Source organism: Coprococcus sp. OM06-34AC (assembly GCF_003462545.1).
GTDB classification, from domain to species: domain Bacteria; phylum Bacillota; class Clostridia; order Lachnospirales; family Lachnospiraceae; genus Coprococcus; species Coprococcus aceti.
Genome location: NZ_QTZF01000004.1, coordinates 237,772 through 252,791 on the forward strand (window position 1 = coordinate 237,772; position 15,020 = coordinate 252,791).

Consider the following 15,020-nt stretch of genomic DNA (forward strand, 5'->3'; position numbering starts at 1 on the left):
GAAACATGATAACAATAGTAACGGAGATAGCGAAGTATTTGATCATATTTTTTATGGTTTTATACACCGTAAAATGCTTTACGGTTTTAAAGCCTGTGCCTGCCGATAAGAAACGGCGGGCGCTTAATGTGCAGATATTTTATGTGTTCATGATACACTTTCTTTGCTATCTGACATTATATCTGCATTATGAGAAGAAGAGCATACTTATATTTTATCTGTTGCAGATGATAGTATCCATAACATATATGGTTTCATATCATACCATTTATAAGGGCTCATCGAGACTTATAACGAATAACATGTCATTCCTTCTTCTCATAGGTTATGTCATGCTGACAAGACTTGATTTTGACCTGGCGAAGAAGCAGTTTCTATTTGCCACGATCATGTTGGTGGTGACTGCATTTGTGCCATTGTTTGTGGTCAAGTTCCCGCAGATAAAGAAATGGACTATATTCTATGCGGTGTTTGGTATAGGCTTCCTGTGCACGGTGTTCATCCCGCATGTGGGAGTTGATAAATATGGTTCAAACAACTGGATAAGCATAGGCGGAATATCGATGCAGCCTATGGAGATAGTCAAGATCATATTTGTATTCTTCCTTGCCAGCTCATTTGAAAAGGCAAAGAACTTTAAGGATATGATGAAAACAATCTGTGTAGCAGGACTTTTCATGCTGGTTCTTGTGGCGGAGACGGATCTCGGTGGTGCGGTGATCTTTTTCATGGTATTTGTCATGATGCTGTACCTTGCCACTGGTAAGCACAGCATACTCATAGGCGGAGGCCTCGGAGGTTCGGTTCTTGCTGTGGTTGGATATATGCTTTTGAAGGATCATTTCAGCCATGTCACCATGAGAATCGATGCATGGCTTAACCCGATTGAATATATAGATGGAAGTGGATATCAGGTTGCACAGAGTCTGTTTGCGATAGGCTCGGGCGGATTCGAGGGATCGGGTCTGTGCCAGGGACTTCCGACATCGATACCGGTCGTGTCCAGTGATTTTATATTTGCTGCGATATGTGAGGAGCTTGGAGTTATATTTGGACTCTGCCTGCTTCTTATGTATCTGAGCTGCTTCATATATTTCATCAATATATCGATGAAGATAAGAGATGCTTTTTATAAGAATGTAGCCTTTGGTTTTACAATATGCTTCATATTCCAGATATTCCTGAACGTTGGCGGTGTTGTGAAATTCATACCATCTACGGGTGTGACGCTGCCGCTTGTGAGCTATGGAGTGAGTTCGGTTGTCAGCACACTCATTATATTTGGAATAATTCAGGGTATATGTGTATTAGAGAACAGTGGAGTTGATAAAAATGTCAGACAGGAAAGTATCAGCAGGGAAGAGTGGCCAGAGACCCCAGTCGCGGTCAGGGACCAGTCAAACAGCGGTGAAAAACAACGCAAACAGAAAAAGTCAGTCCAGCGCAAAGCAAAGACAGGATACGACAGGAAAGAGACGAACTCAGATGAATTCTGGGGAGAATAGTGACATTCTTGACAAGAAGACAAATGACAAAAAGAATGTGCCTGTTCTGGTTATAACATATTTTGTTGTCATAATATTTATCTGTATGTTTGCATATATTATCGTGTTTATGGTGAGGGATTCAAGAACATTCATCGCCAATTCATACAATGGGAGACAGTCTCTCTATGCGGAGAAGATAAAGAAGGGAAGCATCATATCCAGCGATGGAAATGTCCTTGCGGAGACATTGACGGATGATGATGGAAACGAGTACAGAAATTATCCATATTCCAATGTGTTCGCACATGTTGTCGGATATGACAGCAACGGACAGGCGGGACTTGAGATGAGCTCCGCGTACTATCTCCTGACATCAAACCAGAACATAATCACGCAGACATACAACAAGCTCAGGAATGAGAAGAGTCTGGGAAACAATGTCATAAGTACACTGAATACCACGCTTCAGAGCACGGCTTACGATGCGCTGGGATATAATGACGGCGCTGTTGTGGTCATGGAACCGAATACTGGAAAGATCCTTGCCATGGTCTCAAAGCCTGATTTTGATCCGAACTATATAGACAGTGTGATAGAGGATTCACAGGATTCTGACAGCTCTTATCTGTTGAATCGTGCAACACAGGGTCTGTATCCACCTGGTTCAACCTTCAAGGTACTCACGGCTCTGGAGTATATTCATGAGAACAGCAATTATCAGAAATATTCGTATGAGTGCGAGGGCGAGGATATATTTGACGGAGTACAGATACACTGCTCAGATTATGCGGTTCATGGAACTGTGGATCTGGCGGACTCACTGGCGAAATCATGTAACACTTCATTTGCCAATATAGGAATGAAGCTCAACAAGCAGTCGTACAAGGATCTGTGTGAGAAGTTTCTGTTCAACAAGGATCTTCCTTATGACGGATATTACAGAAAATCAGTATTCGAGTTAAATGCAACCTCAGATGATTCGGAGATACCGCAGACAGCCATAGGACAGGGCGACACACTTATAACACCTCTGCACAGTGCCATGATCATGAGCACCATAGCAAACGGAGGAGTCATGATGTCCCCATATCTCATCGACAGGATAGAGACATGCGATGGCAATCTTGTAAAGACATTCAAGCCGAACACCTACGGTAAGATCATATCTGCATCTGATGCAAGACTTCTGAAGGATCTGATGCTTGGCGTAACATCATATGGTACGGCATCGGATGCATTTGCAGATTGTTCATATACCATAGCCGGAAAGACAGGTACTGCGGAGTTCAACGACAACATGGATTCACATTCGTGGTTTGTTGGATTCTCAAATGTTGATGATCCGGATATTGTCGTATGTGTCATAGTTGAGAATGCAAGCTCAACTGGAGCTTCAGCAAAGTATATTGCCAGACAGCTCTTTGACGCATACTATAATTATGTGAAATAATTGCACAAAATGATGCGTATGCCCTTAATACGTGATCATATTTACTTTAAAAATAATTTGACATATGATATACTGACTTCAAGTTTTAATTACACACCCGGAAGAAACAGGAGGAATTGCAGTGATAGAAGCAACAAGCTGTGGAGGGGTGGTAATCTTCAGAGGAAAAGTATTGTTGTTGTATAAGAATTACAAGAACAAATACGAAGGATGGGTTCTCCCCAAGGGAACTGTTGAAAAGGGCGAGGAGCACGATGAGACCGCCTTGCGAGAAGTGAAAGAGGAGACAGGTGTAAGCGCATCTATAATCAAATACGTGGGAAAGAGCAATTACACTTTTAACACGGCATTTGATGTGGTAAATAAGGATGTTCATTGGTATCTCATGATGTCTGACAGCTATTACAGCAAGCCACAGAGAGAAGAGTATTTCGTGGATTCCGGTTACTACAAATACCATGAAGCCTACCACCTTCTGAAATTTCCTAACGAGAAGCAGATACTTGAACAGGCATATTCAGAGTATGTTGATCTTAAGAAAAAGAATCTGTGGGGAAACAAGAAGTATTATTAATCAACAAAAGGACTTCTGTATGCAGGTACAGAAGCCTTTTTAGTTTTCTTTTGAGGGTAAGACATGAACAGAAATAATGCAGACAGATCAAAACAAAAGAAAAAGAGAACAGCAAAGGATATAGTTTTGGACATACTGCTGGTCGTTTTTTTACTTATAGCAGTTGGGAGCGGTGCGTATCTTGGAAGGTATTATTATATTGCGAAGAATGCGCAGAATAACTTCAATGATCTTAAAGGAATGCTCGATACCGATGGGGATGATACCGAAAAGGTTACGGTGGAGGTCTCGGATAAAAGTAAGGACAATGGCGAGAAGAAGATACTCAAGAAATTCGAGAAGTTATACGAGAAGAACAGTGATATTGCAGGATGGCTCACGATCGATGGCACGACCATAGATTATCCGGTCATGTACACTCCCGATGACAACGATTATTATCTGCATCTGGACTTCGATAAGAACTGGAGTGATCCGGGTACACCGTTCATAGATACGAACTGCAGACCGTTTGATGACAGAACGGACAATGTTCTCATATACGGACATAACATGAAGTCGGGAATAATGTTCAGAGAGCTGCTTCAGTATGAGGACGAGAGCTTTTATAAGAAGCATAAGAATATCAAGTTTGACACGTTGTATGGGACCGGAACATACGAGGTCATCGGTGCATTCCGATCGGAGATATATCCTGACGATGACACGGAGCACTATCATTATTATGAGTTCTTTAACGCTGCGGATAAGGCGGAATTTGATGAATATATTGATTTTGTCAAGTCAAACACATCATATGACAGCGGTGTTACGGCTGAGTACGGTGATGAACTCATCACACTTTCAACATGTGCTTCACACACTGAGGATGGCAGATTTGTCGTGGTTGCGCGAAGGATAACAGGGGATGATAAGTAGTTGACACTAAATGGGGCATGTGTTAATATAACAAATGTCGCAAGCGCCGGCTTGTCGGAATTGGCAGACGAGGCAGACTCAAAATCTGTTGGTGGCAACATCGTGCGGGTTCAAGTCCCGCAGCCGGCATTATATTGAGCCTGAAACCTGAGTATAATCAAGGGTTTCAGGCTCTTTTGGTATACATGGGAATAAGATCTTGAAATGAATGGGCGGTGATATATTATGATGAGTAGAAAGGTAAAACAGCAGGTGAATTCGGCTGTGAATGAGTTGGATATGAATCTGGCGAACAATTACAAGGATCTGGCGCATAAAGCCTTGAAGGAACTTGATGAGCTGGTTACGAAGCTTAATGAGGAGGGGCAGCTCAAGGAAAAGGACTACACCAAACTGAGGGATAAAGTGGATGATTACAAGAGACGTATGGCGGGATATCATCACTGACAGTATGTCATAATGACATAATATCGTCACTGAAAGATTATGACCGGGAGACTGCAGAACAACGGATGTATGTAGCTTCCCGGTCATATTTGTCTGTGTGTATCAGTATTGCTTCATTATCTCTCTGCGAAGCTTCTTGATTATTCTTTTTTCCAGCCTGGATATGTAGGACTGGGATATTCCCAGGAGATCAGCTACCTCCTTCTGAGTCTTTTCTACCCCACCTATGGTGTTTATTCCATACCGCAGTTCTATGATGGTGCGTTCCTTTTCACAGAGCTTTGATATGGCATTGTCGAGGAGATTGTAGTCTACCTCTGTCTCCAGATCACGGTAGACTACGTCCTCATCCGTTCCCAGAATGTCGGACAGAAGCAGTTCGTTGCCGTCCCAGTCAACATTCAGCGGTTCATCGATGGACACCTCTGTTCTGAGCTTGCTGTTGCGACGGAGAAACATGAGTATCTCATTTTCAATACATCTTGATGCGTAGGTGGCAAGCTTTATGTTTTTGTCATTTTTGAAGGTGTTTATGGCCTTGATGAGACCGATCGTGCCTATGGATATTAGATCCTCAATTCCGACACCCGTGTTGTCAAATTTTTTAGCAATGTATACGACAAGTCGCAGATTTCGCTCTATCAGCATTTTCTTTGCGGAATCCGACTGGTTGTTTGTGAGTTCGTTTATGACCACGGCCTCCTCGTGTGGCTCCAGCGGGGCGGGAAGTACCTCGGTTCCTCCAATATAATATATATCTTTGCCGCTTTTCAGGGAGCGCAGTGAAATATTGCTGGCAACAGTAAATTTGAAGTCGTTACCCCTTATTGTGTTTAACATGTCTTTTGCCTCTTTTCATATAATATTTGCTTAAAAGAATACATTTGTCTGTGTGAAGTATATTAAATGTATTTGGGCTGATACCGATCAGTGGTCTGTGTTCCATGTATGAGCTGTCGATGAACATGTAGTCAATGTCCATGGCGAGCATAAGCTGATTTCCGGAGCATATTGTATTGTAGGGAATTATGTGTATTCCGGCCGGAATGTCATCACGGTAATCATATTCATATATGGAAGACGGTTTTTTGATGTAGTCATCGAGCAGTGGAGTCAGTTCCGGTGGAGCCAGTTCGATGGCTACGGCGTATGTAGTCACGGCGACGTTGCGTCCTGTGAGATTGCATCTTAGCGTGTTACCTGTGTCCAGGTAACCGATAGCATTGGTGATCCTTGAATGTCTGCCTAGTAATACATTTGTCAGAAAGTTCAAATAATTCACTTCTTTTCATGTAGTGCAATTGGAATTATATATGTGGGCTGGTAAGAAAATGGTCGTATTACAATAAATGAAGCATCGATATTTCGATTGAATTTTTAATTTGTTGATGGAAATGTGGTTAAGTTTTTCAATATACGACTATATATTTGAAAAATGTGTATAAATCTGTGGATAATGTGGAAAAGTGCTAAAATATCCTAAAAAGTGCGAAATAAGCAAACAATTTGCGACATAGAGCGATATTTTGTGCAATATAATGATAAAAAATGAGAAATGTATATGTATGGATGACAAAATAAGTCCTGAACTTAAACTTGCCATGGATGCGGATGGTTACATGCCGTACAGCAGTCTTTATCTTGGATATAACGCATCCGATGATTCGTGGATGCTGATAATCAGACATTCCGGTGACATAGATGATCTTGAGGGAGATATTCTGAATAGCTGCGTTTATCTGCTCGGGGGATATGCCATAGTGAACGTGTATTCCTACAATATAAAAAGGCTTCAGGAGGAGCCGAGGGTACTTTATATCGATAAAGCTCAATATTACAGTTATGGTGCGGGTGTCGCCTATGACAGATACGTATCCTGCATAACGGAAAATTTCATGTCGAAGTATGGGCTCACAGGCGAAGGCGTATGTATCGGAATTATAGATAGCGGCGTGAATATCCTCAACCGGGAATTTGCAGATGACGCCGGCTCCAGGATAGTCATGTATTGGAACCAGAATACAGATTATGAAAGGACTTACCCAAACCGCTATGGTCTTGGACGGATATATGATCAAAGTGAGATCGGGCAAATGTATGAGGACAGGCGGCTGCCCGGTGTCATGGGAGAGCAGCACGGCACGGAGGTTGCATCTGTGGCCGCCGGGAGCAATATAGGAGTGGCGGGAAAAGCCCGGATCATTGTCGTTGAACAGTCGCTTGAACGCGCGCTGCCGGACACGATAGGTATAATGATGGGGATAGATCTGCTTGTGAGATACAGCATGGAGACTGGAACTCCGGTAGTGATAAATCTTTCATATGGAAATAACTTTGGAGCCCATGATGGCACGTCGACACTTGAGCTGTTTGTTAATTCTGTGGCCCAGATGGCTAAGGTGTGTGTTGTCACGGGTTCAGGAAATGACGGTGGAAGACAACTGCATACCAGCGGTATGCTTGGAAATGTAAGCTATGCGAGTATTGACATTGCGGTGGCGGCCGGTGTGAAAAACTTTGGCCTGCAGATATGGAAAAACTATATCGACAGCTTCGATGTGCTCGTCTATTCGCCGTCCTACGACCTTGTGGCGTATCTCACGGAGGGACAGATAGTATCCGGGGCGTATTATGGGAGCACGGAGGTGCTTGGTATATTCCAGGGACCTTCACCTTACAATGTCAAGCAGCTCATATATGTATTTTTCCAGTCTGAGCCCGGGGATATAGAGCAGGGAATATGGCATGTGAGGATTGCACCGAAGAGCATTGCAAATGGGATATTCAATGCGTATCTACCCGGTGACAGTTATGTGACGGGGCAGGTTGCATTTGAGAATCCTTCGGTGTATGGAACCCTCACGATCCCGGGTACGGCATCAAATATAATAACGGTGGCTGCCTATGATCAGGTAAATGCATCCATAACGGGATTTTCTGGCAGGGGTTTTACGTCGGATAATGCCATAAAACCGGATATTGCAGCTCCGGGTGTCGGAGTGACTGTCAGCTATGGTGAGTATGGATACGGAAATGCCGATGGCACATCGCTGGCGGCGGCATTTGTGTCTGGCTGTGCGGCACTTATCATGGAATGGGGGATAGTCCTGGGGAACGATCCATATATGTACGGAGAGAGGGTTAAGGCTCAGCTTATAAGGGGAGCAAAGCCTCTCGGTTCACTGGGCAGTTACCCGAACAGATATACAGGCTGGGGGACCGTGTGTATGGAAAACAGCTTCAAAGGATTAATTGTATGAAAGATTTGCAAAAAGATGTGGTTTTATGTCAAGTAATTGTGTATAATTTAATTCGTACGTGTTTTTTGCAAGTATAAAAGAAAAAAACGGGGTATTTCACACATGGTAGGATTTTATAATTATACAGTTATTTTGACATATATGAGCCTGGTGTCATCTATCACAGGCATGTTCTTTACATTTACCGGACACCTTAGCATAGGAATATTGTGTCTTGCACTTTCTGGTCTGTTTGATGCATTTGACGGAAAAGTCGCAAGGAGCAAGAAGGATAGGACTATGGATGAGAAGAGATTTGGTATCCAGATAGATTCTCTCTGTGACCTGGTGAGTTTTGGAGTTTTTCCTGTTGTATTGTGCTGGTATTCAGGAATGAACACGCCGTTTGGAATGGTTATTCTTGCACTGTACTGTCTGGCTGGAATGATAAGACTTGCATACTATAACGTGCTCGAGGAGAAGAAGAACAATGACGATGATGATGCTGAGGTCATAGAGCAGTCGGATGGAAGAAAGTATTTCCATGGAATGCCGATCACCGCAATATCGGTGGGGCTTCCTATAATATACGTTACGTCACCTTTGCTTGGGTCCTCTTTCCCAATTCTGCTTCATGGAATCATGATACTTGCAATGATACTTTTCATAACAGATTTCAGATTCCCTAAGCCAACCACAAAGGAACTTATGGTGATAATTGTCATTGTGGCAGTTGCCGTAGTTTGGCTTATGATAAGATACATGGTCAGACGTCATATCATAACTATTCCTTATTTTATATCCCTTCTATTATAAGTGTATAGGAGCTATGGAAAATAAAAGATATAGAAGTAATTTGGCTATACCGGATATACAGAAGCGATGAAGGATGATGTATAAGATATGATAAAGAACAAATATGCAATATACAAAAGATCAAAACATAATGAGTGTGTATCGACACAGGACAGAGTCTTGCGCCTGTTATATGGCAACGGAGCGGGACGTATGGTGCTGGGATGGCTGATCAGACCAGAGGTGTCAAAGCTTGTGGGAAGATTCATGGACACTGGATTATCCAGAATCATGATCAATCCATTCATTAAGAAAAATGATATTGATATATCTGTGTGTCAGAAGAATGAGTTTGACTCATATAACGATTTCTTCAAGAGAAAGCTGGTGCCGGGAGCAAGGGCCATAGATATTACCGATGAAGGTTTTGTGAGTCCATGTGACAGCAGGCTTACGGTATATGATATAGAAGACACAGAACGACAGACTTTCAATATAAAGGATTCAGAGTACACGGTGGCATCCCTCCTCAGGGACAAAAAGCTTGCGAGACACTACAGAGGTGGAAAATTGTGGCTGTTCAGACTGTGTGTCGATGATTATCACAGATACATATATAACGTGTCTGGAAAGCAGTCTGATGTCAGACGTATAGAAGGCTTATATCACACAGTTAACCCTATAGCCAGTGAATATTACGACATTTACAAAGAAAATACCAGAGAGTATTGTCTTATAAGGACGCAGGATGCGGGAACCATCATTGATATGGAGGTTGGAGCACTTCTGGTTGGTCGTATAGTTAACAGGTATGTGGATTCCACGGATGTCAGAAGAGGAGAGGAAAAGGGATATTTTGAGTTTGGTGGCTCAACAATCATTCTTCTCATCCAGAAAGACAAAGTCGCTCCTTTAGACAGAATAGTTGAGAATTCTAGAAAAGATATTGAGACCAGAGTCAGACAGGGCGAGCTGGTTGGATATGTACGTTAAGAGCAATATTATATATTCCATATAAAACAGGAACAGCGTATAGCTTGCTATGGAGCTATACGCTGTTCCTGTTTTGTTGTTTATCCAGTCTGTGTCAGAACTTATATTCTATATTATTCATTTATAGAATTCACATGCCTCTTGATGGCCTCAAAAGTCTCCTGGCTTATAACGTGTTCGATCTTGCAGGCATCCTCGGCTGCGGTCTCTTTTGCAACGCCGAGACTTGTGAACCATGAAGACAGAAGCTGGTGCCTCTCATATATCATCTCTGCAATTTTTTTACCGGCTGTAGTGAGAGTTATGTATCCTGAGTCGCTTACTTCTATATAACACATCTCCCTGAGATTCTTCATAGCAACGCTTACACTTGATTTCTTATAGCCAGTCTCGTTGGCAACATCAACGCTTCGGACGACCGGAAGCTTCTGGCTGAGGACGAGAATGGTTTCAAGATAATTCTCTACTGATTCATTCGTGGTCAACATTATTATATATCCCCCTTATATTTAACATTATAAATGTATCTGTATCAATGTAGCAATTATAAATAATATATCATAAATGAATTTTTTATTCAATTTGATAATTGAAATACGAATTTCGACAAATAGGCACTTTTTGTCAATAAAAGAGCCGTGTTTTGTTCAATTAGTCCAAAATGATTAATATTATTGACATCTAATTAATGTTAGTATATACTAACCACGATATGAAAATCAGTGGTTTAAGCTGCTAGTTAAGGAGGTGCAATTATGCCATTAACATTTGCAAAACCGGGAGAAGCCAATGTGATCAAAAAGGTTGGCGGGAGAGAGAAAACACGATTGTTTCTTGAAAAGCTGGGCTTTGTTGAAGGTAGTGTTGTAACTGTCGTGGCAGAGAATGCAGGAAATCTTATAGTTAATATCAAAGATTCCCGTGTTGCCATTGATAAAGATATGGCCAGCAAGATACTTGTATAGGTACGATTACATGTATCTGACTGACGACAAAAGTATGTAAAAGGAGTAAGATCATGAGCACATTAAAAGATGTCAAGGTTGGCAGTACTGTCACTGTCAAGAAGATTGCAGGCGAGGGTCCTGTAAAGAGACGTATCATGGACATGGGCATCACAAAGGGTGTACAGGTTTATGTTCGTAAGGTTGCCCCTCTCGGTGATCCTGTAGAGGTTACTGTAAGAGGCTATGAGTTATCAATACGTAAAGCTGATGCTGAGATCATAGAGGTAGAGTAACAGCTTATTTTTTTGTTCATACGTTAGTATATGCTAACATATGATAGAAAAGGCTAATATGAAGTACGCAGACGCCGTGCGTAAGCACCTTTAAATGCGTCTGCACAATACAATAGGAAAGAGGGTAAACAATGTCAGTAAAGATTGCACTTGCAGGAAATCCTAACTGCGGTAAAACAACATTATTCAATGCTTTAACTGGCGCTAACCAGTACGTAGGTAACTGGCCAGGTGTTACAGTTGAGAAGAAAGAGGGTAAGCTTAAGGGTAACAAGGATGTTATCATAACTGACCTTCCTGGTATCTATTCACTTTCTCCATACACTCTTGAGGAAGTTGTTGCCAGAAATTATCTTATTCAGGAATATCCTGATGCCATCATCAACATTATCGATGGTACTAACATAGAGAGAAACCTTTATCTCTCAACACAGCTTATTGAGCTCGGAATCCCTGTTGTCATGGCTGTCAACATGATGGATCTTGTAAAGAAGAACGGTGATTCCATCAACATCAAGAACCTGAAGGAAGCTCTTGGATGTGAGGTCGTTGAGATCTCAGCTCTCAAGGGTACAGGTATCGATGAGGTTAAAGAGAAAGCTATCGCTGCAGCAAAGTCAAAGTCAGCAAATGCAAGAGTCCACAGCTTTGATGAGGCTGTTGAGACTGCAATCGAGAGCGTAAGCACTAAGCTTGACATGGAGGAGAACAGAAAGAGATTCTTCGCGATCAAGCTCATCGAGAAGGATAGCAAGATCATAGAGCAGATGAAGAATGCTCCAGACTGCTCAGCAGAGATCAAGAAGCTTGAGGATGACTTCGATGATGACACAGAGAGTATCATCACAAGTGAGAGATATTCATATATTTCATCGATCATTGACAAGTGTGTAAAGAAGGCTGCTAAGGGGCAGAAGCTTACAGTATCAGATAAGATCGACCGTGTTGTAACAAACCGTATCCTTGCACTTCCTATATTCGTGCTCATCATGTGGCTCGTATATTATATAGCAATGTCAACAGTAGGTGCATGGTGCACAGACTGGACAAATGATAACCTGTTCGGCGATGGTTTCCATCTCTTCGGAATTGGAAGCTCAGCTTATGAAGATGCATCAGGTGACTATGATGCAGCAACAACAGCACTCGATGCATATGGCGTACTCGTAACAGATGACGAGGATGCAGTTGATGTAGATGCCACAAAGGCAGCTATCGAGGCAAATACAAACACAGAGGCAAGCGTTAAGTATGAGATGGAAGATGAGGAGACACTCGATACATACGATATCGATGTTTACTACTCAGAGGTTCCTGCAAATGCTAATAAAAAGACAACAAACGCAATGTCATATCTTGATGCAGTTGATTACTTCAACGAGACACAGATGGCAGAGATTGATCCTGCTGATTATGGCGTATTTGTTCCTTCAATCCCAGATCTCATCTCTGCAGGACTTGACAAGATTGGATGTGCAGACTGGTTACATGGACTTATCATCGATGGTATTGTAGCCGGTGTTGGTGCTGTACTTGGTTTCGTACCTCAGATGCTCGTACTGTTCATCTTACTTGCAATCCTTGAGTACTGTGGATATATGGCACGTATCGCCTTCATCATGGATCGTATCTTCAGAAAGTTCGGTCTCTCAGGAAAGTCATTCATACCTATCCTTGTAGGTACAGGTTGTGGTGTGCCAGGTATCATGGCTTCACGTACAATTGAGAATGAGAAAGACCGTCGTATGACAGTCATGACAACAACATTTATACCATGTGGTGCTAAGGTTCCATTTATCGCCATGATCGCCGGTGCTATATTCGGTGGTTCATCAATAGTTGCAACAAGTGCTTACTTCATCGGTATTGCAGCAATTATATGTTCTGGTATAATACTTAAAAAGACAAAGATGTTCGCCGGAGATCCATCACCATTCGTTATGGAGCTTCCACCTTATCATATCCCAACAGTAGGTTCTGTACTCAGAAGCATGTGGGAGCGTGGTTGGTCATTCATCAAGAAGGCTGGTACAATAATCACACTTTCAACAATCGCTGTATGGTTCACAACATACTTTGGATTTGTTGATGGTTCATTCCAGATGCTTGATGAGAGCCAGATCGATTACAGTATCCTTGCAAAGATCGGTAATGCGATAGCATGGATCTTCGTTCCACAGGGCTGGGGCAACTGGCAGGCAACTGTAGCATCTATCACAGGTCTTGTTGCCAAGGAGAACATCGTTGGTACAATGGGTATCCTCTACGGTGGTGGAGACGGTACAGTTTACCAGGCACTTGCAGGCGCATTCACAACAGCAAGCGGATTCTCATTCCTTGTATTCAACCTTCTCTGCGCACCATGTTTCGCAGCTATGGGTGCTATCAAGAGAGAGATGAACAGTGCTAAGTGGTTCTGGTTCGCAATCGGATATCAGTGTGGATTTGCTTACCTTGTAGCACTTGTTGTATACAGAATCGCAGGTCTCTTCACAGGAGCTTGTACATTCGGTGTATGGTCAGTAGTAGCAATTGCACTTGTTGTTCTGTTCTTCTTCATGCTGTTCCGTCCGGATCCAAACAAGAAGGTAAAGACAAGCAAGGAGTTCCTCAACGCTTAATATAAGATATAGAGGAAAATATATAAAAGGAGTGGTGACTTATGTCAGAGTATCTTGGTACAATCATTGTGGCGGCCATAATCGTTCTGATGGTGTTCTTCATTGTCAGAGGTATGGTAAAGGATAGAAAAAAGGGCAAACACATATGTGGTGGCGACTGTTCGAACTGTCATGGCGGATGTAGTCACAAGCTCTAATTAAATAACAGTTGTAGTAATATATATGGGGTGCGCTGTAAGTTATGACAACGCACCTTTTTATGTGAGATAACACTTGAAATAACAAAAGATTTACTATATTATAAAAACATGTTGGTACACGACTGGCGGAGACAGCCGATGGCTGGTAGGAATTACCTACAGGGAGTGTACTGTTAAGACAAGCCGACCGCCTGGGCAAGCAAATATATCAAGACATGTATTTGTGTGCGCAGGTGGTTGGCTTTCTTTTTTAGGATGCTTTGCAGCATAACATCAGCTCACAGGTACGAGAAAACACATGGAGGTACAACAGAAAATGGAAATGTTATCACTTGAGAAGGAACTTAGCGAAAATGCATATCCAGGACGCGGAATCGTTATCGGTGTGTCCGAGGATGGTAAGAAGGCAGTGACAGCTTATTTCATCATGGGAAGAAGCTCAAACAGCCGTAACAGAGTATTTGTGACAGAGGGCGAAGGAATCAGAACAGAGGCGTTTGATCCATCAAAGCTTGAGGATCCAAGCCTTATCATCTATGCACCTGTAAGAGTTCTTGGCAACAAGACTATAGTTACAAATGGCGATCAGACAGACACTATATATGACGGACTTGACGATGAGCTCACATTTGAGCAGTCACTCAGAAGCAGACAGTTTGAGCCTGACGGCCCTAACTACACACCTAGAATCTCAGGTGTCATGCACATAAAGAATGGCGTGTTCGACTATTCAATGTCCATACTTAAGAGCAACAACGGCAACCCTGCTGCAAATAACAGATACACATTCTCATACGAGAACCCTGTAGCCGGTGAGGGACATTTCATTCACACATATATGCATGATGGTAATCCGCTCCCAAGCTTTGAGGGTGAGCCAAAGTGGGTTAAGATATCCGGTGATATCGATGAGTTCACAGACAAGGTATGGAACAGCCTCAATGAGGACAACAAGGTGTCACTGTTCGTCAGATATATTGACATCGCAACAGGTGAGTACGAGACAAAGATCGTGAACAAGAATAAGTAATTAAAGAATAAAGGAGATATTTGATC

At 42.4% G+C, this 15,020-nt stretch carries 16 protein-coding genes, 1 tRNA gene and 1 riboswitch; of the genes, 14 read left to right on the forward strand and 3 right to left on the reverse strand.

The features are described from left to right. Positions 1 to 5 precede the first annotated feature (5 nt). The 6 genes from DXB91_RS08825 (at position 6) to DXB91_RS08850 (ending at position 4,876) form a co-directional block, all read left to right on the forward strand. Positions 6 to 1,505: an FtsW/RodA/SpoVE family cell cycle protein gene (locus DXB91_RS08825; RefSeq protein WP_118017571.1), complete on the forward strand. Its 1,500-nt coding sequence runs from the start codon at positions 6 to 8 to the stop codon at positions 1,503 to 1,505. Continuing rightward, positions 1,486 to 2,937 carry a peptidoglycan D,D-transpeptidase FtsI family protein gene (locus tag DXB91_RS08830; RefSeq protein ID WP_118017573.1) on the forward strand — a complete coding sequence of 484 codons (1,452 nt, stop codon included), beginning with the start codon at positions 1,486 to 1,488 and terminating at the stop codon, positions 2,935 to 2,937. The genes DXB91_RS08825 and DXB91_RS08830 overlap by 20 nt, the downstream gene beginning before the upstream one ends. A gap of 121 nt (positions 2,938 to 3,058) precedes the next feature. After that, positions 3,059 to 3,511, forward strand: coding sequence for an NUDIX hydrolase (locus DXB91_RS08835; RefSeq protein ID WP_022216509.1), 453 nt, complete (start codon positions 3,059 to 3,061; stop codon positions 3,509 to 3,511). Positions 3,512 to 3,574: 63 nt separating this feature from the next. Further along, positions 3,575 to 4,429, forward strand: coding sequence for a class B sortase (locus DXB91_RS08840; protein WP_118017575.1), 855 nt, complete (start codon positions 3,575 to 3,577; stop codon positions 4,427 to 4,429). 45 nt (positions 4,430 to 4,474) lie between these two features. Next, positions 4,475 to 4,558: transfer RNA gene (locus DXB91_RS08845), tRNA-Leu, on the forward strand. Positions 4,559 to 4,654: 96 nt separating this feature from the next. Further along, positions 4,655 to 4,876: a hypothetical protein gene (locus DXB91_RS08850; RefSeq protein ID WP_015534896.1), complete on the forward strand. Its 222-nt coding sequence runs from the start codon at positions 4,655 to 4,657 to the stop codon at positions 4,874 to 4,876. A gap of 102 nt (positions 4,877 to 4,978) precedes the next feature. Here the strand turns inward: DXB91_RS08850 and sigE are convergent, their stop codons facing one another. Together sigE and DXB91_RS08860 are read right to left on the reverse strand one after the other, a co-directional pair. Beyond that, positions 4,979 to 5,716 (reverse strand): RNA polymerase sporulation sigma factor SigE, encoded by a 738-nt coding sequence (sigE, locus tag DXB91_RS08855; protein WP_015534897.1) that lies wholly within the window; start codon positions 5,714 to 5,716, stop codon positions 4,979 to 4,981. Continuing rightward, complete coding sequence (locus DXB91_RS08860) at positions 5,694 to 6,149, reverse strand: sigma-E processing peptidase SpoIIGA (protein ID WP_022216507.1); 456 nt, start codon at positions 6,147 to 6,149, stop codon at positions 5,694 to 5,696. Before DXB91_RS08860 ends, sigE begins: the two co-directional genes overlap by 23 nt. A 292-nt stretch (positions 6,150 to 6,441) precedes the next feature. Here DXB91_RS08860 and DXB91_RS08865 point away from each other — a divergent pair, with 292 nt between their 5' ends. The 3 genes from DXB91_RS08865 to DXB91_RS08875 all read left to right on the forward strand — a co-directional run bounded on the left by DXB91_RS08865 (position 6,442) and on the right by DXB91_RS08875 (position 9,903). Then, entirely contained in the window at positions 6,442 to 8,136 is a 1,695-nt protein-coding gene (locus tag DXB91_RS08865; protein ID WP_158547577.1) for a S8 family peptidase, read from the forward strand. 102 nt (positions 8,137 to 8,238) lie between these two features. Further along, complete coding sequence (locus tag DXB91_RS08870; protein ID WP_118017577.1) at positions 8,239 to 8,931, forward strand: CDP-alcohol phosphatidyltransferase family protein; 693 nt, start codon at positions 8,239 to 8,241, stop codon at positions 8,929 to 8,931. A gap of 87 nt (positions 8,932 to 9,018) precedes the next feature. After that, positions 9,019 to 9,903 carry a phosphatidylserine decarboxylase gene (locus tag DXB91_RS08875; RefSeq protein WP_118017579.1) on the forward strand — a complete coding sequence of 295 codons (885 nt, stop codon included), beginning with the start codon at positions 9,019 to 9,021 and terminating at the stop codon, positions 9,901 to 9,903. A gap of 113 nt (positions 9,904 to 10,016) precedes the next feature. On the opposite strand, the gene DXB91_RS08880 is transcribed toward DXB91_RS08875, so the two are convergent. Continuing rightward, entirely contained in the window at positions 10,017 to 10,391 is a 375-nt protein-coding gene (locus DXB91_RS08880) for a metal-dependent transcriptional regulator (RefSeq protein WP_173794552.1), read from the reverse strand. 267 nt (positions 10,392 to 10,658) lie between these two features. Between DXB91_RS08880 and DXB91_RS08885 the strand changes: the two genes are divergently transcribed. From DXB91_RS08885 to DXB91_RS08905, 5 genes are all read left to right on the forward strand, one after another. Next, positions 10,659 to 10,868, forward strand: coding sequence for a FeoA family protein (locus tag DXB91_RS08885; RefSeq protein WP_004851067.1), 210 nt, complete (start codon positions 10,659 to 10,661; stop codon positions 10,866 to 10,868). Between the two features lie 53 nt (positions 10,869 to 10,921). Next, on the forward strand, positions 10,922 to 11,143 hold the full coding sequence (locus DXB91_RS08890) for a FeoA family protein (protein WP_022216503.1): 222 nt from the start codon (positions 10,922 to 10,924) through the stop codon (positions 11,141 to 11,143). A gap of 131 nt (positions 11,144 to 11,274) precedes the next feature. Beyond that, positions 11,275 to 13,764: a ferrous iron transporter B gene (gene feoB, locus DXB91_RS08895; RefSeq protein ID WP_117548987.1), complete on the forward strand. Its 2,490-nt coding sequence runs from the start codon at positions 11,275 to 11,277 to the stop codon at positions 13,762 to 13,764. Between the two features lie 41 nt (positions 13,765 to 13,805). After that, positions 13,806 to 13,961, forward strand: coding sequence for a FeoB-associated Cys-rich membrane protein (locus DXB91_RS08900; protein WP_022216501.1), 156 nt, complete (start codon positions 13,806 to 13,808; stop codon positions 13,959 to 13,961). Between the two features lie 111 nt (positions 13,962 to 14,072). Beyond that, a riboswitch (ZMP/ZTP riboswitch) is annotated at positions 14,073 to 14,168 on the forward strand. 112 nt (positions 14,169 to 14,280) lie between these two features. Further along, positions 14,281 to 14,994, forward strand: coding sequence for an IMP cyclohydrolase (locus DXB91_RS08905; RefSeq protein WP_022216500.1), 714 nt, complete (start codon positions 14,281 to 14,283; stop codon positions 14,992 to 14,994). The last annotated feature ends 26 nt before the right edge of the window (positions 14,995 to 15,020 follow it).